The sequence below is a fragment of the Thermodesulfobacterium hydrogeniphilum genome, assembly GCF_000746255.1.
GTDB lineage: Bacteria > Desulfobacterota > Thermodesulfobacteria > Thermodesulfobacteriales > Thermodesulfobacteriaceae > Thermodesulfobacterium > Thermodesulfobacterium hydrogeniphilum.
In genome coordinates this window covers 95,572-122,169 of sequence record NZ_JQKW01000009.1, presented here as the reverse complement: position 1 = coordinate 122,169, position 26,598 = coordinate 95,572, and the positions used below count along the sequence as shown (strand labels likewise).

Genomic DNA, 26,598 nt, shown 5'->3' with positions numbered 1-26,598 from the left:
TAATGAAAAAAAACATATATAACAAAGGGTTTGCAATTATTAATGCTTTAGTTTTTTGTGTAGTTCTTATTATTTTAGGAGCTGCAATAGCCTATATAACTCAAATAGGATATTTTTCTATAAGTGCAGAAGCAAGATATCAAATCGCTGAAAAAAATGCTAATAAAGGATTATTAAAAGCTATAAGTGAAATTTATAATGGAACCAGAATATGTAATGGAACTGAAAATATTTCTTTTTCCACTGGAGAGGCACAGATTAGATTTGTTCCTGATGAAAATGATCAAAATTGTTTTATCTGGATTAAAGGCATTTTTAAAAACTCCAATATATTTAAAATTGCTGTTATTTTTCCTGTAAACTCCTATTGGGGAGCAGCTGTTTTTAGGAAATTAAATTCGTTAGATATAAAATGTCATGCAGATATTATAAGTTGTAATGAAACCTGTAAAATTCCTGCTTTAATTACTGGTAATAATATAACTTCAAGTTCTTATTTTACTACAGGGTATTGTTCTGAATATAAAGATATAAGAGCATTGGTTGACGAACCTTATAAAATAAATCCTGAGCTTTTAGAATCTCCAATTTATTTAGCAAACACAGTGTTTAAAAATGCAAAAGATAGAAATGATATTTTTAATATTCTTTCTCAAAAATATGGGATCTCTTTTAGTAATGGAACACCAACAGGAATTACAGGTCAGAATATCTGGAATGGCACCAGTATTAATACCTGTACTGCTGAAGATACTACAATTACATGTACATATACCAATGGAACTGATATAACTATAAACTATAATCCTATTACAGGGAATTTTACTCTTGGTTCTGAGGAATACGAAGCTATAGATCTGGGAAATGCTTCATTAACAATAAACAGTTTTAATGGTGGAGTTGGAGCTAAAATAGCTGCAGGAACAGTAGAATTCACAGGGAAAAGTGCTGTCTCCAATCTTACTTTAGTAGCAAGAGAAAAAATAAACATATACAATTACATGAAAGCCACTACTTCTATAATAAATTCTAATTTTTTTGCCAAGGATTACGATATATTTAATTGTCACTTTGATTATGAAGGAGGAATCCTTTATAGTAGTGGTAGTGGTTATTTAAAGCTGCGTTCTGATAGTAATATAGGAACTCCTGATAATCCAACTCTTATTATTGCCGATAATCAGTTAAACATTGATGGGAAGTGTCACACAGATATATATGGTTTGGTATATGTAACCGAGGCTAATCCCGGTTTTGGACTTGATTTAGATACATCAGGACATTTTGAGATTCATGGAGCTATTATAAGTAATTCTCTTTCTAATTCTCTAAGTATGAGATGTCATACTACAATAGAGTTTGATCCAGATATTCTTAGAAAACTCAGTTCTAATTTAGGTTTTATAAAACCACCTATTTGCAATTTTTCCCAAAAATATCAATTAATAACTACTAAAATGAGAATTTATTAAATTTAAAATTTATTTCAGGAGATTCTTTTGAAAATCTATAAAAGTTTTAACAAAAAAAGTGGTTTTACTATTTTAATTGTATTAACTATAGGAGTGTTACTTCTTATTTTAGGAATTACAGTAGCTTATATAACTCATATAGGATATTTTTCTATAAGTGCAGAAGCAAAATATCAAATCGCTGAAAAAAAATCTAATTTTGGATTAATGAAAGCTATAGATTATATAATGAATAATAATGTTAATTGTGCTGATTTAAGTTCTCAATCATATGAATATGGGATTGAAATTCAATCCAAGCTTGTAAATAATTCTTGGGGAAGTGCTTGTTTTATTTGGTCTAAGGGTAATTTTATGAATGCTAAGGTGATTAAAATAGGAGTTATAACTATTCCTATATCTACTTATGGTGCAGCTATTATAAAGAATTTATCTTATTTTAATATAAGAGGGAGCAGTGCTATAGTAAGCTGTAATGAAAACTGTACCACACCGGCTTTGGTTATAGGAAACGAATATAGTGGACTCACTGGAAGTACTGTAGATAGTTGTCCTCATAACCCCAAAGGAATTATAGCTCTTGTTAAACCAATAAAACAGAATGCAATATTTAATCTTTATAATTTAGCATTTAATGAAATAGACACCAGAACAGAATTATTAAATAATCTTCAAACTTTGTTTGGTGTAGAATTTAATAATGGAACTCCAGTAGGAGTAAATGGAACCAAGGTATGGACCCCACCTTCTGATATAAAAATTTATAATTGTACAGCTAACACTAATATCACTTGCACAACTAATGGAACTTCAATTGATTTTATCTATAATTCCGATAGCAATACATTTACTTCCTCTTTAGATTCTAAAAGCTATGATGCACTTGATTTAGGAAATGCAACATTAAATATCAACAGTTTTAATGGGTCTGCAAAAATCGCTGCAGGTACTATTAACATATCTAATTTTCTTTCTCAAGCCACCTTAGTAGCTAAAAATCAAATTAACATTACTTCTAATAATGTTAATATTACAAATGCTAATCTTTTTGCTCAAAGTTATGAAATGACGGGAAATAATTTAAATATAGCTGGGGGTATTATATATGCCGGTGGATCAGGAACTGCAATTTTTAATCTCAATTCTAATACTAATATAGGTTCCCTGAATAATCCTACTTTAATAATTTTGGATAACACAAATGTCAATATCGGGAAGAATGGTAATGTAGATATATATGGTTTGATTTTTATTACAGAGGCCAATAATAATGTTAATATAAAAGGTTCTGGAAATTTTGAATTGCATGGTGTTTTAGCAAGCAATTCTCAAAATACTAATATTGATTTAAGCGGAAATTTTGAAATATTATTTGATAAACAAGTTATAGAAAAATTATCAAATATTTCAGGTTTGATTAGATATCCTATTTGTGAAAATCTGAGCATAAAAATTCCTTTAATCTTTACCAAAATGCGTATTTATTAAAATCATTCTTTTTAAAGTAAAATTTAAAAAAAATTTTCATTTTTAATTATCTTGGAAATTGAAAAAAATTATTTAATATAACAAATATGAGAGAAAGATATTCAGGTATTACTATAGTTGAGCTTTTTTTAGTTATAGCTATTATGGTTATCATAGCAAGTATAGCTATACCTTCTTTACAAAGATTTTTTAAAATTAATAAATATTTTAATGATGTAATTAAAATTGAATATTCTATAAATAAAGCAAAAATGATGGCAATGGAAAGAACAACAAATATTGGAGTTTGTATTGAAAATAACGAGTTAAAACTTTATGACACAGGATATGAAAGGGGGAACAATCCTTGCATAGGAACTTTAATTTTTGTAGTTAAACCTGAAGATAAGCATACTCAAATTATAAGTAACGGAACAATTATCTTTGATCCAAGGGGCTTAAATATATCATCAGGAGGAAATATATGTATCCCAAACAGTAATTTAAATGTTTACTATAGAATTATAGTAGGACAAGGATATTTAAAAACTGAAAAAGGAGAAGGTACATGTCTTTAAAAAATGTAAAGGGTTTTACTCTTATTGAAGCACTTATAAGTATTTTTATTGTGATTATTATAGTATTAAGCATAACTCACCTTATCACCTATGCTTTTTTTTCTACAAGAGATAGGTTCATTATGGAATGTTTAATAAATGCTAAAAGTTCTGCTATTGAAGCTTGTAGAGCAGGAATCAATTTAAATCAAATTCAATGTGGGGGATTAGTTATTAATATTGAAGCAGATAAAAGTTGTAATAATATACCTATTCCTTCAAATCCCTGGCAAGCCAATTGTGAAAATGTTACTTTTACTGTGAGTTATAAAAATTTTCAATATACAAGTAAAGATCTTATCTGCAAATTTTGGGATGGTAAATAGATGTATAGAAAGGGCTTTACTTTAATAGAGTTATTGATTTCTATTTTGATAGGTATTCTCATAGTTGGAGCTATAACTTCTCTTTACATTGTTAGCCAAAGGCTTCAAAATCCTGCAAAATCTGCATCTGACATAATTGAAATTCAGAGAGCAGGAATGGCTCAATTGGAGTGGATTTTCAACAGATGGGGAACAGGAACGCCTTGTAATGATCCAACACATGCTAATATTTGTTCAAAAATTAGAGCCTGTGATTTATACTCTCAAGGAAACTATACATATCCTCCACCAAGTACTCTTTGTATAAGTATTCATCATAGAAATCCCTGTGATGAGGTAGTTTTTTATGCAAATCTTTATGGAATGGCTATTGTAAACAGAGTAACCTCAAAAAAAGCACATTTAGTAAGCTGTAGATTACAAACTGAAAATAACAACAATTGTTTTCACATAATAAGATATGGAAAATTTTTTAGAAATATGAACAATCAATCTCAAGTTCTTATTTTTGGTTTAAAAGATCTATCTTCTCAAAATGCAGAATGTATTGATTCTATCTATAGTGATCTTCAAAAATATAATGCTGAAGTTAACAGAAATGCCACTATTTACAACGGATATATACAAAATCAACATGGTCAACCACAAAATTGGCTACTTTTAGAAAGTGGAGATATTATTGTTAGGGTCCCAAAAAGAGTGCGTTTGTATTGCAAAGAAAAAGATAGTATAAAATGGCTTATGATGGATTTAACAGATATGGCTTCTCAATGCAATGCAACTAAATCTGAAATTCAAATATCTCCTGTAGTTCAATTTCATGTTTCTATAGTATATAACAATACAGAAATCAATGATACTGCAAATCCTATAAGCAAAATTGATCCTTCTTCTACAGATTACATAAATTTTCCTTATGCTTCAGTTAAGATGGATATAGTTTTTAGAAATTTTGAACCAGAGGGAAGCAAAAATTATAGAACATTAAGAATTATTAGGTATTTTGGGAGGTAATAATGGGAAAAAAATTGAAAACCAAAGCATATATATTGATAACAGTTATCATTTTTATGGCTGTCATTGCTCTTATAGGAGCGGGGTTAGCTTTAATGACTCAATATGGATATTTTTCAACAAGATCTGTAGCTAAATTTGATAAGTTACAAAAAGGTGCACAATATGGAATGATTGAAGCAGTAAGAAGGATTACTAATTCCGGAGGAATATGTGAAAATGCGAGTTTTAATATTAATAAAGATGGAATTAATATAAATGTAAAAACTGCAAGAAATGGTCTGGTATGTTATGTTAGATCCGAAGCTTTTGCGGGAAATTCCAAAGTTGTAGTTGTTGGAACAACACAAGGATTTTATGGAATAGGAACTTATACTGTAAAAGGTGAAGTTAATGCGAATATTCAGGGTGGTCTAATTTCTGGTTGTGATAATACCAATAATTGTTCCATTCCTGGATTTATTGCTTCTGGAAATGTTATTGTAAATACTTATGAAAAAACCTGTGATCAAAGTGGAAACATAGGAGTTTTTGGGAATCCACCTGTTAAAGAAAAAGTCCCTTTTTTTGATCTTGTACCTTTGAGCTTTAATGCTAATTGCTTTTACGAGCTTCTTAATATATTAGAAAAAGAAAGTAATAGCACTTCTTATCCTATGGGTTTAGGAAGTAATCCATTTTGGATGGAAAACGGTACTGCAAGACAGGATATAACATTTAACAAAGGTGGATTAAACAGTTGCCCTATTCCTCCTTTTGATGAGGCCAATACAGTTATGGGAAAATTAACCGTCAATTTTCCTGACATACCCAATATTTCATCCTCCTGTCAAATCAATGAAAACAGAGAGTTGCATCTTAATTTAAAAACAATGATAGTATCTGGAGGTTCTTCAACAATTGATTTGAGCAATTGCACTCAAATTTTGATTAACTCTGGGACAGGAAAACTAAATATAACTGGAAAATCTTCTAAAATGATATATATTTACACTACAAGTAATAATGGTATAAGCATAAGTGGTGCTGAAAACGGAACCTTAATTAATGACACCACGTCTGAAGTTGATGTTAACAGCAGCTTCAATCCTTTTGTTATTTATTCAAAAGGTAAAGTATCTTTGAATAATGTATCTTATATAAGAGTAATTTCTTTAAAAGATATTAACATAAAACATCCTTACATTTCATATTCAACTTTGATTACCCAGAAAGATATAGAGAATTATGCAAGTAATTTAAATCTTTACAAAGTAAATATTTTTGCAAAGAGATTTCTTTTTGGTTCATTTGTTAAAGTAAATATAGAAGGAGGTTTATTGTATCTTTATACACTTGCTGATAGGCCAAGGAGCAATAATGTAGTTCTTAAAGGATGTTATCCTATTGGTTGGTGGCCTCAATATGACTGTGCTTGGATTGGTAAATCTTTAAAATCTGTAAATATCGGAACTCCTGAAAATCCTGTTCTCATCATTTTGGTGAACTCTGCTACCTGGATAGGTTCTACCAATACTGTTAATATCAATGGTATCCTTTTTGGAGAAGGAGTAACATATTTAGAATGGTATGGAGTGAATAAACAAAATTATAGAGGGATATTAATAAGAAATTTTCCCAATAATGAAACTCTCAATATAAATATAGGAGGTGATATTTCTTTACTTTTTGATTATGGAATTATAAATACTTTAAATCAAGAATTTTGGTTTGTAAGAAGATTTGAATGCATAAAAGATGATCCTATGCCAAGAATACAAATTATTCAAACTACTCATTCATCTTATTGATTTAAATCAAGGGGGAATTTGTACCCCCTTGTTGATTATTATCTCTTAAGGTTTATCAATTCTTCAAGCATGCTATCAGAAACAGTGATAATTCTGGCATCTGCCTGGAATCCTCTTTGAAAGATTATCATCTTTACAAATTGTTCTCCTAAATCTACATTTGACTGCTCTATACTATTTGGAGCAATCGTTCCAAGCCCATTGGTTCCAGGTTTACCTGTAACAGGAGGACCAGAATGAGTTGTTTCTTTAAATAAATTACCTCCTACTCTTTGCAATTTTTCTGGAGCATTGAAATTAGCAAGTCCTACCATCCAAAGAGGAATTACTCTACCATTAGAGTAAATACCTGTAATTCTTCCTTCATTATCCACACTTATACTTTCAAGAGCACCAGGGCCAAAACCATTTTGATCATAAAAAAGTGTAGCATTGGAAGTAGCATACTGAGTAGTTCTAACTGATTCTGAACGCCAAGTATCTTTATAATAATACCCAAAATTAAGCTCTATTTGCTGAACATCATTTTTTGCTTGACCTTGATCATTAGAATTTGGAGCTCTATCATCATAAGGAAAATCTATTCCAAGAAAATCTGCTATCATTAAAGGATATCCGTTAGAACCAAGAGCATTATATTTATCTTTTGGAGAAGCTAAGGGCACTCCATTCACATCAATAACTTGAACCAAATCTCCTGTATTGGGATCAATTCTGTAAGTATCGTAAAACTTTTTTACATTACCTTGATTATCAAATTCAAGTCTTCCATACATTAAAACCCCCTTTTTAGTCTGAGTAAAAGTCTTCCCAGAAACAATTTCTATTCTTGAGTCAGTAGCAGGATCATACCATTGCATAGGATTATCATCTCTTAAAAAATCTCTTTGATCTTCAGAGGGATTACAAGTTACCAGAAATTCCCATACATTATCTCGGGTAGTAGGATTGTAATAGACAGTAATTTCATGCGGTGTTCCAAGAGAATCATAAACAAAAAGTGTAGAACGATAAGTATAAGCTGTAGATTGAAGAGGGGTATCATTTGTCGCATTCCAAGAATTAAATAGAGTAGGCATATCTACCACTTCATAAAGAGAATAAGAGCTATCATCATTCCCATCTTCATATAACTCATAGCTATAATCATTACTTCCATCAGTATTTATTCTATTTGAATCCCAGTCCCAGTTGAGTTTCTCGGTAGTTCCATTAAGAAAAAAGTTTACCGGACCATTTTTGGAAATATCATAGTTAGTTCCTTTAGCAAGTAAAGTTCCATTAACTGGATCATCTTCTGGAGTATTAGCTGTATCAGTCAGCGTTGTAGATGTTGGATTTTGAAAAACATAATAATCCCATGTAGACCCACTGGCAGATTGTTTTATAAATAAACGAATAGTTTGCTGATTTCCATTAGCATCTTTAATATCTATATCTTTCCAATACCAAGTATCTCCTGAGGCATAAGTAAAAGTATCTGCCCATGAAGTAACACTTGGGTCAACAGTTTCTATTCTTTTTGTACTCTTTTCTCCAATATTTAAACTTGTAGGATTGGCATTATCCTGAGTTACTGCACTCCAGTCAATTATTACCTGTTCTTGTGTAGTTGAAAGAGTTATAGTAGCTTGGGTAGAAGTAGTTCCTATTGTATTTTGGGATAAAACATTTGGATTTGTAATATCAGTAATATCTTCTATAGTATAAGTCCATGTTCCTTTTGCTGAATCATATCCAAGTGTGATTCGCAATTTAACATCCTGTCCATCTATATCTCTAATAACAAAATCGTAACTATCTGGATTAGTATCTGAGGTATTAATTGTTCCTCTGACATTAACGATTTTTGTTCTGGTTTCCTCTCTTGCATCTAAATTAGTAATCATATCTATTTTTGTAGTTTTTACTGGAGGAGAACTTCTATCAATTCTTATATCGGTTAAAGCTCCTGTAATATCATTAGTGGTTTCATCAATTTTCCATCCCTGTACTCTTAGACCCTGGGGATTTACTAAATATCCATCTTTATCAACTACAAATTGTCCATCTCTGGTATAATAAATTCCTCCAGTAGTTTGAGGATTTTTCACCATGAAAAATCCTGCTCCTGCAATAGCCATATCTGTTGGATTAGCAGTTGATTCAAAAGCTCCTTGAGTAAATTGCTGATAAAGTGCCTGTATTCCCGCTCCTCTACCGAGCTGTCCACTTCCTGCAGCGGTATTTATACTCTGAGCCATAATATCACTAAAAGTAATTCTTGCTCCTTTGAAGGCAGTAGTATTGAGATTTGAAACATTATCACCAATAACACTCATTCCATGTCCTAAAGCTCTAAGACCACTTGTTCCTGTAAACAGGGCATCTGTTAACCCCATATAATCACCTCCCTTTATTTATTTTCGGTTTTTTATAACAAAAACTTAAATTATACTTTACTTAAAAAATCTTCCAACATTTGATATGCTGTATTAATTACCCTTATATTACTTTGAAATGTTCTTTGGAGTGTTATTAAATTAACCATCTCAGTAGCTAAATCTACATTAGATGTTTCAAGAGCTCCTGATAAAAGTCTTCCTCTTGTCCCTGAACCCGGTGCAAAAATAAAAGGGATTGCTTCGGATTTAGTCTTAAATAGATTTCCTCCTATTTTATCTAAGGAATCTTCATATCCTGAAAAATCTGCAAGAAAAATCCTTGATACATCTATAGTCTTTTGATTGGTATACCAAGCCCGAATTAATCCCTCCTCTGTAATAACTTCTATTCTATCAAAAATTCCCTGAGGATAACCATCCTGATTAAAGCTTAGTTGTGTAAAGGGATTAGCAAGCATCTTTATGACACCAGATTCTCTTTTTATAGAACTATCAGAATTCACAGTAAATCCTAAATCTAAAGTAATAGATTGATTATTTCCATTTATATTTAAATTAAACACTGGTTTACCTGTTTGGGTAAGATCTATAGGAGTTAGTGTTCCATCTACTCCCACTTCTGAAAAATCAGCTGATACAATATCTCCAGAAGCTCCAAAAGTAAGATTTCCATATAAAAAAGCTCCTTTAAATTTGCCATTTCCTCTTCCATCAAGAGAAGGATCTGCAAGAGCAAGAAGCATTTCATAACTATTTGATGTGTTTCCTCTATCTACATATAACTTTAGTGGTATAGAATCTCCTTTATTATCATATATAGACCAGTTAAAAACCCAATCATATTTTCCATTTCCAATAGGTTCTTCTGGATTACTCTGCGCATCATATTTATCAATTAAAGTCTGATCATTTACAGATTTTCTACTATCTAATATAAGCTCGGCTTTGATATTAGATGTAGCCTTCGCATCCATAACCTTAGGAATAAGATAAGGCTGTAAATTATCCAGGTTAGCTGAAGTAGCTGTAGGATCAGCTCCAAGAAGATACATCCCCATGCTATTTTGTAAAGCTAAATGATCCTCATCAACTTCATTTATGAAGAACTGTCCATCTCTGGTATAAAATATATTTCCATCTTTATCTTGCACTATAAAAAATCCTTTTCCTGAAATAGCTAAATCTGTAGAAATATCTGTAGTGGTAATTCCTCCCTGTGTATATAAAGTTCTTATATTTTTAATAAAGCACCCTAACCCTTTTTCCTTTTCCAAAACCTCTTGTGTGCAACTTAATAGCTCATTCATAAATTCATAACGGCTACCTTTAAATCCAGTAGTATTAAGATTAGAGATATTATCAGCAATCACTTTCATACCTATAGAAGTTGCATAAACCCCACTGCACCCTGTATATATGCTTCCAAAAAGTCCCATACCTAACCTCCAAATAGTTCTTTTATATCTTCTAAATTAACAACTTCTTTTTCATCAATAATTATCTGAGGCTTATCACCAAGTTTTGCTCCTGTTACTTTAGCTATCATGGTAGGAGTAATTGTTGTTGTGGTTTTACCTTTAGGAATAATAATAGAAAACATATAATTACCATCCTTAACCTTATTACCTTCATTATCTGTTGCATCCCAATTTATTTTATGAGTTCCTGCTTGAAGATTTGTCAATTGAATCCTTTTCACCACCTTTCCTTCACTATTTCTAATAACAATCTCTGCATTATTAACAGGATTATCTAAATTAAATTCACCTCCTAAAAACTCTCCATTTTCCACTCTTCCTATTTTGGTATTAATTTTGATTTTTTTTCCTATTAAGCTTGTTGCATAAGTCAAATCCAAGGATTTGAAACTATTTTCTAATTTCTTTAAAGTATCATTAATATTAAAAAGCTGATCTACTTGATTAAATAAAGCAAGTTGAGTAGCCATTTGATCAGTATCCAGAGGCTTCATAGGATCCTGAAATTGAAGTTGAGTTATAAAAAGTTTCATAAAAGCCTCTTTATCTAAAACTTTCTTAGGCACTCTTTCAAGATTAGCAGGTTGATTAGTTTTCTCATTTATCTGATTTATCATTCTTTCCTCCTATTAAACAATATAATAAATTTTCCCATTTCTATTTATAAACATTTGTTTTGGATCTACTTCCACTTCTGTAATTTCTTTAGTCTGTTTTATTGCCTTATCAAAATATTTCCATCTCTTCTTTTCAAAATTTTTAAAATATCCATTATCCATGCTATTTCCTAAATAAAATTGAAAATCCTTAAGATTTAACCCCATTTCTTGCAAGCTATTTTTAATATGATGAATGTTATTTTTCAGTTCATTTAAAACTTCCATTTTATCTGCTCTTATAACTATCTTTACATCTTTATCCTTTATTTTGATTTCCAAATCTAAAGAACCTAAATCAGGAGGTTCAAGCTTTATAGAAGCCTTTTTTTCTCCTTCAGGTAAAGTTTCCAAAGTTATATTTTTTATAGATTGTAAAAACTCATTTGAAATTTTTGAATCTTCAATCAGTTTTACCTTATCCAGTTTTATAACTTTATCATCAAACTTGAATTGAAATGGTTGATTTAATAAAATATTATTAAATTTTAAAAATATCTCACTTTTGTTTAAAAACCCTGTTTGGTGATCTATTTTTTTGTGTCTCAATAAATCTTTAAATAAATTTGATACTTCATCTTTTGGTCTTATATTATCTTCTAATTCAACTAAATTATTCTTATAATTATGAAAATTTTTAAGTTCTTTTTTAGAAACATCTTGAAAAAAATTAAGCTCATTTAAATTAGATTTTTTAAAATTAGATTTTAATAACTTTATATCTTCTTTGAGATCTAATCCATCATCAGAAATTTGTTGAAAATTAATATTTTTGGAATACCTCGTCAATTTCTCTAAAACTGTTTTTAAAGCAGAATCATTATTCAAATTTTCCTTAATTATTTCTTCTAAAACCTTTTTTCTTTCCTCATCTTTTCTTATAAAATCAAACAAAGATTTTTTTAAATTTTGTAAATCTATTTTTAAATATGAAAGATTTTTTACATTGGCATTAGCATCTTTTTTTATATTTCTTTCTGAGGTTTTAAAATTAATATCTTTACAGTTATCTTTTATAATTTTTTCAAGTTCTTCTAAAAAATCGTTATTTTGTAAGACCCTGCTATTTTGATATAAATTATTTATATCATTTAATTTTTCTTTTATCCAATTTAAAAATTCACTTTCTGAAATAAATTCTATATTTTTAAGCCAGCTATTTTGAATACCTTTAGATTCTCCATCTAAACTTTTAAAGTCGGAAAATTCTGAACCATTTTTTCCTATCAAAAACCAGTTTATGAAAATATTTACCAAAAGATTTATCTCTTCATCTAATCCTTTTTCTTTTAAGTTTTTATTTATATTTAAATCATTTGATAATAAATCATAACCTTGCAAACGATTTGATTCATCAGAATAAAAATTACTATTTAAATTACTTATTAAATTTAATAAAATTATCTGAAACACTTGTAAATCTTGTAAATTTTCAAAAGCAATATTCTGACCCATTCCACTTAAAAAAGTTTTATTCAAATTAAAAACCTTCATTTCATTGTCCTCCCGAACTTTTTATTAAAATTAAATCAAAAAATATACCCAAAATTAAATCAGAATAATCAACTGAATTTAAAACTAAGAAGGATCAAAAATGAAAAAATTTTTTCAGGAAAACTAATAGAGTAGGAAAATTTTTCCCTGAGTTTAAATAAAAAAAGAGCTAAAAATTAAAATTAGCCCCCTTTTAGGGGGCTTTTAGATCAAAAATATTTTTTTCAGTTTTTTAAAAATTACTGAGGATAAAAGAAAAGATTGACATAAAGATAAATAGTTTTATAGATGATATTAGTCAAGACTTGAGGGTATACACCCAAAATAATAACCAAAAAGGCTGTAAGACAAACAGGAATTAGAAAAGTTATACCATATTTGTATTCAAAAGATATGTCTTTCTCATCCATATAAATAACTTTTAGAACTCTTAAATAAGGATAAGCACCAATTACTGAGAATAAGATAGCAAGAAGAGCCACCCAAATATATTTAGCTTTTATTAAAAATAGAAATACATAAAATTTAGCCATAAAACCAGCTGTAGGAGGAACACCTGCTAAAGAAAACATAAAAATAAGAATTAAAAAGCTAATAAAGGGATAATTTTTGCTAAGTCCAGCCATGTTAGGAATATTTAATAAATCCTTTTTATAATTAGCTAAAAATACAAGAACACTAAAAATTCCTATAGTCATAATTAAATAAACCAACATATAAAAGATAGAAAAACTATAACCTGCATAATTTCCACTTATTAATCCTAAACCTGCATAACCAGCATGTGCTATAGAAGAGTAAGCTAACATTCTTATTATATTATCCTGTTTTATAGCCATAATATTTCCAATTAAAATAGTTAAAAGTATAATAGGTATAAGCAATTCTCCTATTTGAACTTTTAAAGGATTAAAGCCAATTAAAATTATTTTTACCAAAGTAGCCATTGCTGTAAATTTCATTATTGATGCTATAAATGATGTAATAGGAACAGGAGCACTTTCATAAGCATCAGGAGCCCACATATGGAAAGGAACAAAGGATAATTTTATAGAAAAACCTCCCAGAAAGAAAATAAAGGCTAATAAAAGAATTTTATTATTAATAGATTCTTCTATTAATTTATGAGAAATTTCAGGTAAAGTGAAAGTTCCTATAAAATAATAAACCAATCCTAAACCAATTAAAATAAAAAGAGAGCCTAAGGATCCCATTAAGAAATATTTTAAACTTCCCTCTAAGGAAGTTTTATTATAAGCGTAATTCAAAGCAATTAAAAAATACACTGGAAAACTCATCAATTCTAAACCTAAATAAATAGTTAATAAATCCATAGCAGAGAGCATTATAAAAGAACCTACCAAGGAAAAAAGTATAAGTCCGTAGTATTCTCCATAATTTAAAGCTTTAAAATGTTGCAAATAATTGTATGAAATTAAAGTAATTAAAATTGCACCAAATAAAACAAATAATTTAAGAATAGAGGATGAAAAATCATTTTGATAAGCATAGGTAAAATTCCCAAAAGGAGTAAATAGAGCTAAAAAAATTCCTACAATTAAAGTAATAAAAGCTATATAAAAACTATAATTTTTATTTTTAATAAACTTATCTGTTAAAAAGATTAAAGAAGAAATTAAAATGAAAATAATTTCTGTAAAAATTACAGAAAAGTTTAAAGTAATACCCATTCCTTCCTCCATTTTACTTAAAATTCATTAATAAGTTTGCTACAGAAGTCTTCATAAAGTCTAAAAATAGATTAGGATACAAACCTATTAAGAAAACCAAAATCACCATTGGAATAAGAGCAACCAGTTCATTTGTTTTTAAAGGTGGTAAATTTTTCACATTAGGACTAACTTTTTGGAAAAATACACGTTGATAAAGCCATAACATATACCCAGCTCCTATGATCACTCCTAAAGCAGCAAAAGTAGTAGCTATTTTATTGCTAAGGAAAGTTCCTGCTAAAATTAAAAATTCTCCTATAAAACCATTAGTTCCTGGAAGTCCAATAGAAGCTAAAGTAAATATCATAAACAAAGCTGCATATAAAGGCATAGTTGTAGCAAGACCACCATAGTAATTAATAGCTCTACTATGGGTCCTATCATAGACTACACCTACACACATAAACAAAGCACCAGTAACAATACCATGATTTATCATCTGTAATATAGCACCTTTCATAGCTATGGGATTAAGAGAAAATATACCCAAGGTTACAAATCCCATATGGCTTACAGAACTATAAGCAATAAGTCTTTTCAAATCTTCTTGAGCTAAACAAGCTAAACCTCCGTATATAATAGCGATAACTGAAAGTGTAAGTATCAAAGGAGTAAAATAAGCTGAAGCATGTGGGAACATAGGTAAAACAAATCTTAAGAAACCATAAGCTCCGAGCTTAATTAAAATCCCTGCTAAGATAACTGAACCAGCTGTAGGAGCTTCTGTATGAGCATCAGGAAGCCATGTATGGACAGGCCACATAGGAATCTTTATAGCAAAGGCTAAAGCAAAAGCTAAAAACAATAATTTCTCAATTCCAAAAGAATATCCTTTATTTAAAAGCAATGTGTAATCAAAAGTTCCAAATTTTATATATAAATAAATAATAGCAATTAACATAAAAACAGAACCAAAAAAGGTATAGAGAAAGAACTTTAATGTAGCATAAATTCTTCTTGGACCTCCCCAAATACCTATAATAAGATACATAGGAATTAACATTGCTTCCCAAAAGATATAGAAAAGCAGCAAATCTAAAGCACAAAGAGTTCCTACTATAGAAATATTAGTAAATAACAAAGCTAAATGAAATTCTTTAACTTTCTTTTTGATAGAATTCCAAGAGATTAATATACAAAGAAGTGTGGTTAAAGTGGTTAAAGGTATAAAAAGAATACTTATTCCATCTACTCCTAAAAAGTAATAAGAATTAAGAAAATCTAACCACTTTTTCTTCTCTACAAATTGAAATCCAGGATCTGAAAAATTAAAATTTAAAAGTAAAATTAAAGATAAAATGAAATCTATTAAAATAGTGATTAAAGCTACCCATTTAATAGCCTTTTCATTTGTCCTGTTGATTAAAAATATTATAACAATTCCAATAAGTGGAAACCACAATATCCAGGAAAGTAAGTTATTCAATAAATCCATACTTTATCCTCCACTCTCCTATTTCAAACTTTTTATTTTAAATATAAATAAAGTATAATATAAATAATCACACCAAGTAAAACAAAGCTACCATAATAGTTAACTATTCCTGTATGTAAATATCTCAATCCTGTACCAACTATATTTACAAGCCTTGCACTACCATTTACAATTCCTTCAATAATAAAGTTATCTGATATCTTAGATACAATACATCTTGCTGTCCATAAAACAGGTCTTATAATTATTAAATGATACAACTCATCAAAGCACCACTTTCTATATAAAAATGTATAAAGAAGTTTAAGGTTGCGAGAAAAAACAGTTTCTAAAGCAGGAACCTTTATATAAACTAACCAAGCTAAAAAGATTCCAGATAATCCAGCAAGAACTGATAATCCCATAAGTAAGTATTCTGTAGAATGAGGAATTTCATGAATAACCTTAGGATGCCCTAATACAGGCTCTAAAAACTTCTCTATTAAATTATTTCCACCTAAAACTTCAGGAACTCCTATCCAACCTGCTATTACAGCACCTATAGCAAGGAAAATTAAAGGTATAGTCATTACCTTAGGAGATTCATGAGGATAACCATGAATTACATCTTTTCCTTTAAACTCTCCATAAAAAGCCCTAAAAACTACTCTAAAAGTATAAAAAGCTGTCATAGCAGCCACTACCCAACCTATAAACCAAATTATTTTACCCCAAGAATATTGAGAAAAATAAGCCTGGGATAATATCTCATCTTTACTAAAAAATCCTGCAAAACCGGGAATTCCAGAAATAGATAAACTTGCAATAAGAAAAGTCCAAAAAGTAACAGGCATATATTTCTTGAGACCACCCATTATTCTTATATCATTAGGATCAGGAGCATGATGAAGAGCATGTATAACACTACCAGCTCCTAAGAATAATAAAGCTTTAAAATAAGCATGAGTAAACAAATGGAACATACCTGCTATAAATGCTCCCACACCACAAGCCATAAACATATAACCAAGTTGAGAAAGGGTTGAAAATGCAATTACTCTCTTTATATCAAATTGAGTAGGAGCAATAGTTGCTGCCATAAAACAAGTAAATGCACCAACAAAAGCAACTATACACATCATCGCATTTGATAATTCAAAAAGAGGATGAAGTCTACATACCATAAAAACACCAGCTGTAACCATAGTAGCAGCATGAATTAAAGCTGAAACAGGAGTAGGACCTTCCATAGCATCTGGAAGCCAAACATGAAGCGGAAATTGAGCACTTTTACCAACTGCTCCACAGAATAAAAGAAATGAAGCTAAAAATGGAACATAAACCTTTAAACCTAAAATATTCAAATATGAATGAGAAATTTCTGGTAACTTAGGGAAAATCTCATGATAATATAAAGTTCCTAAATAATAAAAAACCATAAATATACCTAAAGCAAACCCAAAATCTCCTACTCTGTTAACAATAAAAGCCTTTTTACCTGCATCTGCAGCACTCTTTTTCTCATACCAGAAACCAATAAGTAAATAAGAACAAAGTCCAACTCCTTCCCATCCTAAATAAAGCTGAGCTAAATTATTACTCATACACAACATAAACATAAAAAAGGTAAATAGAGAAATATAAGAGAAAAACCTATAATATCCAGGATCACCACTCATGTACCCTATTGAATAAACATGAATAAGAAAAGATAAAGATGCAACCATAGCAACCATTAAAGCAGATAAGGGATCAATCAAAAATCCTAATCCCACTTTCAAATGAGAAGCAAAAATCCATGTATATACATCAAAATTATAAATTTTTCCACCTATCACATCTATTAAAACTTTAATAGATAAAAGAAAACTTAAAAATAAAGCCAAAACAGGTAAAAAATGTGATTTGTCTCTGAAATATTTCTTACCAAAAATTAAAGTTATAATACTTGCAACTAAAGGTAAAAAAGGTATTAAAAATACAAAAATATTGAAATTTGTCATTACTTCAAATGATTTTTCAAGCATACTTTACCCCTTGAAATTTGTAATTTCATCAGAATAAACTGTTTTTAATTTTTTATAAATTAAAACAACTAAACTTAATCCTATAGCAGTTTCTGCAGCAGCCATAGCTATTATAAAAAACACTATAATATATCCACTAATATCTTTTGTAAAATGAGATATACTCGCAAAAAGTATAATAATAGCATTAAGCATTATTTCTAAAGATACCAACATCACAATAAGATTCCTTCTAAGGATAAAACCAAAAAGTCCTATAAGGAATAATACAATAGATAAAGTAGTATAGTGAGTTAAACCAAGCATTTTACCTCCTAATTATTAATACTTTTAACTTTTCTAATTAAAAAGACTGACCCAAGTACAGCAATTAATAAAATAACTCCTATTATTTCAAACTGTAAAAGATAATTTTTAAACAAATAATTTGCTATCCACCAAACATCTGAAGCCTTTTCGTTAAAATTAAAAGGTAAATAAGCTTGAATAAATGGCTTATTTCTAAATACCAGCATTAAATTTGTAAAAAACATACCAAAAAATATCAAAAATATTATCAAAGCTAAGGAACATCTTCTTACAAAAATGCTCCGTGTAGTCTCTTTTCTTAAATTTATCAAATATACAACAAATAGGAATAAAACTAAAATCGCACCAGCATATACTATAATCTGGATAGCTGTTAAAAATTCAGAACCTAAGGTTAGGAGTAAAAAAGCTTGATGAACAATCATTACCAAAACTAACAAAACAGTATATATAGGATTATTAGAAAGTACACCCAAAATACTTGATATTACCATTGCAAAAGCTAAATAATAAAATATAACTAAATCCCAATTCATTTTTATACTCCTGTAAATTGACGTTTTTTAACTGGTAATCTTTTTTCAGGAATACCTCTTGGTTTCCAAAAAGGATTCAAATAAGGTCTTGATTCTTTAGCTATAAATTCATCCCAATTTTTTAAAAGTCTTTCCTTGTCAAAATAAAGGTCTCTTCTTGTAAATCCTATATATTCATAATATTCTGTTAAAACAATAGCATTGACAGGACAAACCTCCTCACAATATCCACAAAATACACACCTTAAAGCATCTATTTCATATTTGGTAACTTTCCTCTTGCCCTTTTCTTTATCAACTTCATATTCTATATGAATACACTGAGAAGGACAAACTTTAGCACACCTCAAACAGGCTACACATAAAGTATCTCCTGTTTCTGGATCTCTAACCAGAGCATGCCTTCCTCTAAATCCAGAATAAGGCTTAGGTCTAACTTTATCATAATACTCTATAGTAACAGGCTTGGCAAAAAGCATCTTCTTAAGAGTAAGCGCTAAACCTTGAAGAATTTCTGTTAAAAATACCTTCCTTATTAAACTCATCTTATAACCTCTTTTAAAAGATTAATTTGAAAATAGCTGTTAAAAATACATTAGCTAAACCCAAAGGTATTAATATTTTCCAACCTAATCCCATTACTTGGTCATAACGATAACGAGGTAAAGTAGCTCTAATCCATATATAACAAAATAGAATAAAATAGAATTTTAGGAAAAACCAAAAGAATGGTATATAAGGAATATCAAAAGGACCAGCCCACCCACCTAAAAAACAGGTAACTGCTAAAGCACTCATTACTATCATTCCAGCATACTCAGCTAAATAAAATAAAGCAAATCTCATTCCACTGTATTCTGTAAAATAACCAGCTACCAATTCCTGTTCAGCTTCTGGCAAGTCAAAAGGTGTTCTATTACATTCAGCTACAGCAGAAATCATAAAAACAAAGAATCCAATAATTTGAGGTATAAGATAAATTTTAAAAGGTGAATTAAGCTGAGCATTTACTATATCTCCTAAATTAAAAGAACCTGCCATCAATACCACACTCAAGAGAGCTAAACTCATAGCAATTTCATAACTTATTACCTGAGCCCCTTCTCTTAAACCTCCTAAAAGCGCATATCTTGAATTAGAAGACCAACCAGCTAAAAGTATTCCATAAGATCCAAGACCACTTAAAGCTAAAATAAATAAAAGACCCACATTGATATTACTTAAAACAAAATTTTTCCATATAGGTATAAGAGCTACTCCTGCTCCTGCACAAACCAAAGAAATAAAGGGTGCTACCCAAAATGTAGGTTTATCTACAGCCTTAGGAATTACATCTTCTTTAAATATTAATTTTAACATATCTGCAAAAGGCTGTAAAAGCCCCCTTGGACCTACTCTATTAGGACCAAGCCTTTGCTGCATACGTGCTATTATCTTTCTCTCAGCATAAGTTAAATATGCTACATGTAATAAAGTCACTGCAACCATTATAACTGCTGCCAATATAACTTTTACAATTTCTATATTTAATAGATTTAACAATTGTTCAATCATCTTGCCTCCTATCTATCAGAATCCCCTAAAACTATATCTAAGGTTCCTATAATAGCTACTAAATCTGCTATCATATGTCCTTTTGTTAATTCAGGTATAGCAGAAATATGCACAAAAGAAGGCGTTCTAATCCTTAATCTCCAAGGATTACTTGAACCATCACTTACTACATAAACAGATAATTCTCCCTTAGGAGACTCTATAGCAGCAAAAGCCTCTCCTACAGGAACTATAGGTTTATCTGCTCCCCTAAAAACGACTCCCTTTTTAGGAACAGGCATCGGCTTGGGTTCTTTAAGCCTTTTAGGCATTAAAAGATCAGGAGCACCCTCTGCTAAAATAGGCTCTCCCTCTGTTTCAGGAAGCTTATCCAAACATTGTTTTATAATATAATTAGATTGCCTCATCTCTTCCATTCTTACACGGTATCTATCATAAGTATCACCATTCTTACCAGTAGGAACTATAAATTCTACTTCATCATAAGCATCATATGGCCTAAATTTCCTTACATCATAAGGAACTCCAGAACCTCTTAAACAAGGACCTGTTAATCCAAGATTAATCGCTTCCTCTGCTGAAACTACTGCTATATTTTTGGTTCTCTTTAGCCAAATTCTATTAATATCAATCAAAGTTTCATAATCAGGAATTCTATTAGGAAATTCTTCTGTAAATTTATATAAATCGTCTATAATTTCCTGAGTAAAATCTAATCTAACTCCACCAACTCTTACGTAAGTATGAGTGAGTCTTGCCCCGCATATTTTCTCAAAAATATTTAAAAGCCACTCTCTATCTCTGAAACAATATAAAAATACCGTCATAGCCCCTATATCAAGAGCATGAGTAGCTAACCAAAGAAGATGGTTACAGATTCTTGCCATTTCACAAACTATAGTCCTGATAAGTCTTGCTCTTCTCGGAACCTTAAGACCCATCAGTTTTTCAAAAGCAAGAGCAAAAGCTATATTATTAGCAGCTGAAGCTATATAATCCAAACGATCACTTAAAACTATAGCCTGATTATAATTTAAATTTTCGGCAAGCTTTTCAACGCCTCTATGAAGTTGACCAATAATTGGATCACAACCAACTATAGTTTCTCCCTCTAATTGCAATAGAAGCCTCAACACCCCATGAGTTGAAGGATGTTGAGGCCCCATATTTATAAAATAAGGCTCTTCCCAACTATCTTCGTTTAACTGCTTTTTATTAATCTCTAATGCTAAACTCATTTATTTGCCTCTCTCCATTTTTGTTTTTTCTACTAATCCTTTATAAACAGCCCACTCTTGTTCTTCATCTAAATAAAGAGGATAATCCTTTCTTAAAGGATATCCTTCCCAATCTTCAGGCATTAAAACCCTTCTTAAATCAGGATGTCCTTCAAATTTAATACCAAACATATCATATACTTCTCTCTCAAACCAATTAGCTGTCTTCCATAAAGGTGTAACTGAATAATGCCAACAATCATCCTCTTTGATTCTCACTTTTAACCTTATCAGCTCTTTTGTATCTAAATTATATAAATGATAAACTACCTCAAATCGCTCTTCAAATTTTTTGTGTTTATAATTTAAATAATCCACACCACAAAGATCTATAAGGTATGTAAACCCCTTTTCCTCTTTCAAATGTTTTATTAAATCTAAAAATCCTTCTCTATTACAAATTACAGTTGGATAATCTTTATCCAACTGCACTTCCAAAACCACAGAAGAAAATTGATCTTTTAATTTATTAATCCATCCACTCATTTATTATCTCCAGCAACCCCATTTTTTACTTTCCCTTCTTATCTTCTCCTGAAGCTGCAACAAACCATAAAGTAAAGCTTCAGGTCTTGGAGGACAACCAGGAACATATATATCTACAGGTAAAAACTGATCCGCTCCCTGAGCAACAGAATAGGTCTTAAAAACACCACCTGAACAAGCACAACTTCCCATAGCAATAACATATTTAGGTTCAGGCATTTGATCATATACCCTTCTTACCATAGGAGCCATTTTCTTAGTAACTGTTCCAGCTACAATTAAAACATCCGCCTGACGAGGCGTAGCTCTAAAAATTATTCCATACCTGTCCAAATCATAATGACTTGCTCCTGTAGCCATCATCTCAATAGCACAACAAGCTAAACCAAACGTTACAGGCCATAGAGAACCTGTTCTCGCCCAATTTATAATCTTATCAATAGGACTTATAACTACAGGAGTTCCAGGAATATGCCTAATACCAGGTGCTATTTCTACAGTAGATTTTTCTATTCCCATGTTAATGCTCCTTCACTCCAAGCATAAATATATGCTACCAAAAGCATTATCATAAATACAAAAATTTCTATAAAACCAAATAAACCAAGATGATCAAATACTATAGCCCAAGGATAAAGGAATACTATTTCCACATCAAAGACTAAAAAAAGCAAACCTATAAGATAAAACCTGATCCTGAAAGGTATTCTTGTATCCCCAGAAGGGTCAAGACCACATTCATAAGCTATCAACTTCTCTTTGTATGGCCTTCTAAGTGCCAATAAATTATTAACAACTACCAAAATTACACCAAGTGCTAAAAGAATAAAAGCAAATATAAAAAATCCTTGATATATACTCATTTAGCTGCTTCCTCCTTTTTTTCCTCTGATTTCTTTTCTTCTTTTGGTTTAGGTTTGGGCTTTGGTTGCTCAAATACTACTTCTAAAGCCTGATTAGGACAAGCCTCTACACAATAGGGCAACTTACCCTGTTTAACTCTATCTACACATAAATCACATTTATTAATTTTGCCCAAATTTTCATTATATTTAGGAACTCCAAAAGGACAGGCCTCTATGCAATTCTTACAACCTATACACCGCTCTAATTCTAAAATAACTGCTACTTCATTTTTTCTGAGAGCTCCTACTGGACATGCACCAGCACATTGAGGTTTACCACATTGTAAACAGGAAAAATAATAAAACTTTCCTTTTACCTCATATATATCACAATTATTAAGCCCCCCATGATTAGTAGCACAAGCTTTTACACATTCTTGACAACCATTACATTTCTCAGGATTATGTTTTATTTTATACTTTTTCATGATATCCTATCCTCACTTTTTTCTATCTAATAGGATTTTATTTTTTTGAACTTTCAGATCAAGGTTTTGTTAAATATTTCACTAATTCAATCTATTTCCATTTTTTACTAATAAATATAATTATGTCTTCTTTATCATTATTTTGTACCAAAAAACAGTAATTATAAAAACAAAGAAAAAGCAAAGCCAAAAAATAATAAACAACTTTTAATAAAAACTCTTCCCTTTCAAAAGTATTAACTCTCTCCTTCAAAAATTCTTTAAAAGTAAAAGAACCTTTATTGTTCATATACTCCTGGATTTCTTCTATATAATAGTCTATAGAAATTTCTGAAAAGTTTTCTAAAAATTGTATTTTCATTTCCTCTTTTTCTAAAAGAGGTAAAAGAGCCTTTATAAGGTCATTAATACTACCCCTATTAAAAGACTCATCTTTAAAATTTAGACCATTTATACTATCCTTTTGAAATTCAGGAACAAAAATTTTATCAAAAAGAATTCTATCCAAGGATAAAGCTTTAAAATAATTAAATTCCTTTGAATATTTAACTTTTTCTATATCCTTTTCTTCAGGCTCTTCAAAAGATATATTTAAAAGTAAACAACTTTTCCAATAAAATGCCTCTGAGAGTTTTATAATAAACTCTAAAAAAATATCATTAAAAAGTTTAGATGAAGATATATTTTTGATAAGTTTTACTATGTTGAAAAGTGGTAAATCAAATAAAGCAAATTTATCTCTGTTTAAAACCTTTCTAAGCTTTTCAAATTCGTTATAAAGATCTATCTCATCTTTCATTTAACTAAACTTTTACCTAATTGATGTATTTTTTTGATACACATATTCATAACCACTTTTATACCTGCTTTTTCTGCTAATCTCTTAGCATCTTCATTAACAACTCCTTCTTGCATCCATATTACTTTGGGATTAAGTTTAATGGCTTCTTCTACAATAGGCAAAACCTTATCAGGTCTTCTAAAAATAACAATTATTTCTGGTTTAAAATTCTTAGGCAACTCAGATAAAGATGGATAAACCTTCTGTCCCAAAATTTTTTCTCTTATAGGATTAACAGGAATCACTTCAAAACCTTCTTTTAATAAATATTCCATAACCATATAACTGGGTCGTTCTGGTTTATGACTTACTCCAACTATTGCTATCTTTTTATATTTCTTTGATATTTCTAAAATATCAGGAGGAATTTGAGAATAGTCTGGTAAAACACAGGCTTCTTCCATAAAAATATCTCCTTTAACAAATTTTTTCAATTTGGATAGTACAAATTTTAATAAATTTTTCTGGATCTAAAGAAGCTCCTCCAACCAAAACTCCATCTATATTGGGTTGCCTCATTAAATCTGCTATATTTTCAGGTTTTACACTACCTCCATAAAGAATTCTTATTTTTTCTGAAATTTCTTTATTATATATTTCTTCTAATTTCTTTCTTATAAAAGCATGTACTTCTTCTGCTTGCTCTGGTGTAGCATTAACCCCGGTTCCTATTGCCCAAACAGGTTCATAGGCAATCACCAAATCATTTCCTTTTACTTCTTTTAGTTCCTTTAATCCTTCTATTAATTGTGTCTTCACCACCTCTAAGGTTTTACCTGACTTTCTTTCTTCTAAGGTTTCTCCTACACATAATATAGGTATTAAACCGTATCTATAAACTCCTCCTACTCTTTTTCCAATAAGTTCATTAGTTTCTCCAAAAATATGCCTTCTTTCAGAATGACCTAAAATAACATAGGTTACCCCAAGCTCTTTAAGCATTACAGGAGAAATTTCTCCAGTAAAAGCTCCCTTTTCTTCCCAACAAGCATTTTGTGCTCCTAATTTTATAAAGCTCTCTTCAGTTAATTTTCTGGTATGAGCAAGAACTGTAAAAGGCGGTGCTATCATAATTTCCCTATCTGAAAAATTAAATTCAGCAAGTCCTTTTAAAAATATTTCAAAATATTCTGTAGTTTCTTTAAAGGTTTTATGCATTTTCCAATTACCTGCCATTAGATATTTTTTCATTTCTATCTCCTCCAAAAGGTTAACTTTTTAAAACTGCAAGACCTGGCAATTCTTTACCTTCTAAATATTCTAAAAAAGCTCCTCCAGCTGTAGAAATATAAGAAAAAGCTGTATCTACTCCAGCTAATTTTATAGCAGATATAGTATCTCCTCCCCCTGCTATAGTAATAGAGGATAAAATTGCTATTTTTCGGGCTACTGCAACAGTTCCTCTATGAAAAGGTTCTTTTTCAAAATATCCCAGAGGTCCGTTCCACACTAAGGTTTTAGCCCCCATTAAACTATCACAAAAGAATTTAACACTTTCCTCTCCAATATCAAAAATTTTATCCTTTTCTAAAACCTCTTTTAATCCTATTTCTCTTGCCTCTCCATCTCTTTCTACTACCACATCTACAGGAAGATAAATTTTTACCTCTTGCTCTTTTGCTTCTTTTATTATTTCTTTAGCTATTTCTATGTATTCTTTTTCCACAAAAGAATTACCTACCGAGTAACCTTTAGCAGCTAAAAAGGTATTTGCCATAGCCCCACCAATTATCAATTTATCTATTTTATTAAGCAAACTCTTTAAAACTCCTATTTTTGTAGAAACTTTACTTCCTCCTACAATTGCATAAAAAGGTCTTTCAGGTTTTCCTACAATTTTAGAAAGATATTTCAATTCTTTTTCCATCTGAAAGCCTATACCCTTTTCCTTTACCAACTGCGCTATTCCTACCACCGAGGTATGAGCTCTGTGAGAAACAGAAAAGGCATCATTTATAAAAACATCTGCAAACTTTGCTAAAATCTTGGCAAATTCGGGATCATTTTTAGTTTCTCCTTCATAATATCTAACATTCTCTAATAAAAGAACTTCTCCATCTTTAAGCTCTGCTAAAATTTTTTCTGCCTCTTCTCCAGTTATATCTTCTAAAAATTTAACAGGCGCTTTTAAAACATTTTTTAAATATTCATAAACAGGTTTTAAAGAATATTCAGGTAATCTTTTACCCTTTGGTCTTCCTAAGTGAGAACAAAGTATAACTTTGCCAGAAGATTGAATAACATAATTTATAGTAGATAAGCTTTCTACTATTCTTGTATCATCAACAATTTTACCATTTTCTAAAGGAACATTAAAATCTACTCTAATAAAAACCTTTTTTCCTTTCAAATCAAAATCCCTTATAGTTTTCATACTTACCCCCCTATTT

Annotated in this window: 26 protein-coding genes; 6 read left to right on the top strand and 20 right to left on the bottom strand. The window is 30.1% G+C overall.

Annotation, left to right across the window (positions count from 1 at the left end):
* Nucleotides 1-2: 2 nt before the first annotated feature.
* The 6 genes from CC87_RS05430 (at nt 3) to CC87_RS05405 (ending at nt 6,686) form a co-directional block, all read left to right on the top strand.
* Nucleotides 3-1,472, top strand: a complete 1,470-nt coding sequence (locus tag CC87_RS05430) for a hypothetical protein (protein ID WP_038056948.1) — start codon at nt 3-5, stop codon at nt 1,470-1,472.
* Between the two features lie 27 nt (nt 1,473-1,499).
* Nucleotides 1,500-2,960 (top strand): hypothetical protein, encoded by a 1,461-nt coding sequence (locus CC87_RS05425; protein WP_038056946.1) that lies wholly within the window; start codon nt 1,500-1,502, stop codon nt 2,958-2,960.
* A gap of 86 nt (nt 2,961-3,046) precedes the next feature.
* Nucleotides 3,047-3,517: a pilus assembly FimT family protein gene (locus CC87_RS05420; protein WP_038056943.1), complete on the top strand. Its 471-nt coding sequence runs from the start codon at nt 3,047-3,049 to the stop codon at nt 3,515-3,517.
* Nucleotides 3,508-3,882 carry a prepilin-type N-terminal cleavage/methylation domain-containing protein gene (locus tag CC87_RS05415; protein WP_038056940.1) on the top strand — a complete coding sequence of 125 codons (375 nt, stop codon included), beginning with the start codon at nt 3,508-3,510 and terminating at the stop codon, nt 3,880-3,882. Before CC87_RS05420 ends, CC87_RS05415 begins: the two co-directional genes overlap by 10 nt.
* Nucleotides 3,883-4,896 carry a prepilin-type N-terminal cleavage/methylation domain-containing protein gene (locus CC87_RS05410; protein ID WP_038056935.1) on the top strand — a complete coding sequence of 338 codons (1,014 nt, stop codon included), beginning with the start codon at nt 3,883-3,885 and terminating at the stop codon, nt 4,894-4,896.
* 2 nt (nt 4,897-4,898) lie between these two features.
* On the top strand, nt 4,899-6,686 hold the full coding sequence (locus tag CC87_RS05405) for a hypothetical protein (protein ID WP_038056934.1): 1,788 nt from the start codon (nt 4,899-4,901) through the stop codon (nt 6,684-6,686).
* A gap of 38 nt (nt 6,687-6,724) precedes the next feature.
* Here the strand turns inward: CC87_RS05405 and CC87_RS08680 are convergent, their stop codons facing one another.
* The 20 genes from CC87_RS08680 to CC87_RS09265 all read right to left on the bottom strand — a co-directional run bounded on the left by CC87_RS08680 (nt 6,725) and on the right by CC87_RS09265 (nt 26,582).
* Nucleotides 6,725-9,067 carry a flagellar hook-basal body complex protein gene (locus tag CC87_RS08680; RefSeq protein ID WP_051920628.1) on the bottom strand — a complete coding sequence of 781 codons (2,343 nt, stop codon included), beginning with the start codon at nt 9,065-9,067 and terminating at the stop codon, nt 6,725-6,727.
* Between the two features lie 50 nt (nt 9,068-9,117).
* Complete coding sequence (locus CC87_RS05395) at nt 9,118-10,506, bottom strand: flagellar hook protein FlgE (RefSeq protein WP_038056933.1); 1,389 nt, start codon at nt 10,504-10,506, stop codon at nt 9,118-9,120.
* Between the two features lie 2 nt (nt 10,507-10,508).
* A complete protein-coding gene (locus CC87_RS05390; protein WP_038056932.1) occupies nt 10,509-11,165 on the bottom strand; it encodes a flagellar hook assembly protein FlgD in 657 nt (218 codons plus the stop codon).
* A 12-nt stretch (nt 11,166-11,177) separates the two neighbouring features.
* Nucleotides 11,178-12,698: a flagellar hook-length control protein FliK gene (gene fliK / locus CC87_RS05385; protein WP_038056931.1), complete on the bottom strand. Its 1,521-nt coding sequence runs from the start codon at nt 12,696-12,698 to the stop codon at nt 11,178-11,180.
* A gap of 239 nt (nt 12,699-12,937) precedes the next feature.
* Entirely contained in the window at nt 12,938-14,389 is a 1,452-nt protein-coding gene (locus CC87_RS05380) for an NADH-quinone oxidoreductase subunit N (protein ID WP_038056929.1), read from the bottom strand.
* A 13-nt stretch (nt 14,390-14,402) separates the two neighbouring features.
* On the bottom strand, nt 14,403-15,866 hold the full coding sequence (locus CC87_RS05375; protein WP_038056928.1) for an NADH-quinone oxidoreductase subunit M: 1,464 nt from the start codon (nt 15,864-15,866) through the stop codon (nt 14,403-14,405).
* Nucleotides 15,867-15,898: 32 nt separating this feature from the next.
* Nucleotides 15,899-17,872 carry an NADH-quinone oxidoreductase subunit L gene (gene nuoL, locus CC87_RS05370; protein ID WP_051920626.1) on the bottom strand — a complete coding sequence of 658 codons (1,974 nt, stop codon included), beginning with the start codon at nt 17,870-17,872 and terminating at the stop codon, nt 15,899-15,901.
* Between the two features lie 3 nt (nt 17,873-17,875).
* Nucleotides 17,876-18,178 carry an NADH-quinone oxidoreductase subunit NuoK gene (gene nuoK, locus CC87_RS05365; protein WP_038056925.1) on the bottom strand — a complete coding sequence of 101 codons (303 nt, stop codon included), beginning with the start codon at nt 18,176-18,178 and terminating at the stop codon, nt 17,876-17,878.
* Between the two features lie 8 nt (nt 18,179-18,186).
* Complete coding sequence (locus CC87_RS05360; RefSeq protein WP_038056923.1) at nt 18,187-18,717, bottom strand: NADH-quinone oxidoreductase subunit J family protein; 531 nt, start codon at nt 18,715-18,717, stop codon at nt 18,187-18,189.
* Nucleotides 18,718-18,719: 2 nt separating this feature from the next.
* Complete coding sequence (gene nuoI, locus CC87_RS05355; protein ID WP_038056922.1) at nt 18,720-19,262, bottom strand: NADH-quinone oxidoreductase subunit NuoI; 543 nt, start codon at nt 19,260-19,262, stop codon at nt 18,720-18,722.
* Between the two features lie 13 nt (nt 19,263-19,275).
* Nucleotides 19,276-20,271 (bottom strand): NADH-quinone oxidoreductase subunit NuoH, encoded by a 996-nt coding sequence (nuoH, locus tag CC87_RS05350; protein ID WP_038056921.1) that lies wholly within the window; start codon nt 20,269-20,271, stop codon nt 19,276-19,278.
* A gap of 8 nt (nt 20,272-20,279) precedes the next feature.
* On the bottom strand, nt 20,280-21,509 hold the full coding sequence (locus tag CC87_RS05345; RefSeq protein ID WP_038056918.1) for an NADH-quinone oxidoreductase subunit D: 1,230 nt from the start codon (nt 21,507-21,509) through the stop codon (nt 20,280-20,282).
* The gene (locus CC87_RS05340) at nt 21,510-22,034 is read right to left on the bottom strand and encodes an NADH-quinone oxidoreductase subunit C (RefSeq protein WP_038056916.1); all 525 of its coding nucleotides are present in this window, start codon (nt 22,032-22,034) and stop codon (nt 21,510-21,512) included.
* 3 nt (nt 22,035-22,037) lie between these two features.
* Nucleotides 22,038-22,553, bottom strand: a complete 516-nt coding sequence (locus tag CC87_RS05335) for an NADH-quinone oxidoreductase subunit NuoB (RefSeq protein ID WP_038056914.1) — start codon at nt 22,551-22,553, stop codon at nt 22,038-22,040.
* Nucleotides 22,544-22,897 (bottom strand): NADH-quinone oxidoreductase subunit A, encoded by a 354-nt coding sequence (locus tag CC87_RS05330; protein WP_038056911.1) that lies wholly within the window; start codon nt 22,895-22,897, stop codon nt 22,544-22,546. The genes CC87_RS05335 and CC87_RS05330 overlap by 10 nt, the downstream gene beginning before the upstream one ends.
* Entirely contained in the window at nt 22,894-23,367 is a 474-nt protein-coding gene (locus tag CC87_RS05325) for a 4Fe-4S dicluster domain-containing protein (protein ID WP_038056908.1), read from the bottom strand. Before CC87_RS05325 ends, CC87_RS05330 begins: the two co-directional genes overlap by 4 nt.
* A 91-nt stretch (nt 23,368-23,458) precedes the next feature.
* Complete coding sequence (locus CC87_RS05320) at nt 23,459-24,166, bottom strand: hypothetical protein (RefSeq protein ID WP_038056906.1); 708 nt, start codon at nt 24,164-24,166, stop codon at nt 23,459-23,461.
* Nucleotides 24,163-24,612, bottom strand: coding sequence for a CoA-binding protein (locus tag CC87_RS05315; RefSeq protein ID WP_038057081.1), 450 nt, complete (start codon nt 24,610-24,612; stop codon nt 24,163-24,165). The genes CC87_RS05320 and CC87_RS05315 overlap by 4 nt, the downstream gene beginning before the upstream one ends.
* Before the next feature lie 13 nt (nt 24,613-24,625).
* Nucleotides 24,626-25,399, bottom strand: a complete 774-nt coding sequence (gene tpiA / locus CC87_RS09270; protein WP_038056904.1) for a triose-phosphate isomerase — start codon at nt 25,397-25,399, stop codon at nt 24,626-24,628.
* 19 nt (nt 25,400-25,418) lie between these two features.
* Complete coding sequence (locus CC87_RS09265) at nt 25,419-26,582, bottom strand: phosphoglycerate kinase (RefSeq protein WP_038056900.1); 1,164 nt, start codon at nt 26,580-26,582, stop codon at nt 25,419-25,421.
* Nucleotides 26,583-26,598 lie beyond the last annotated feature (16 nt).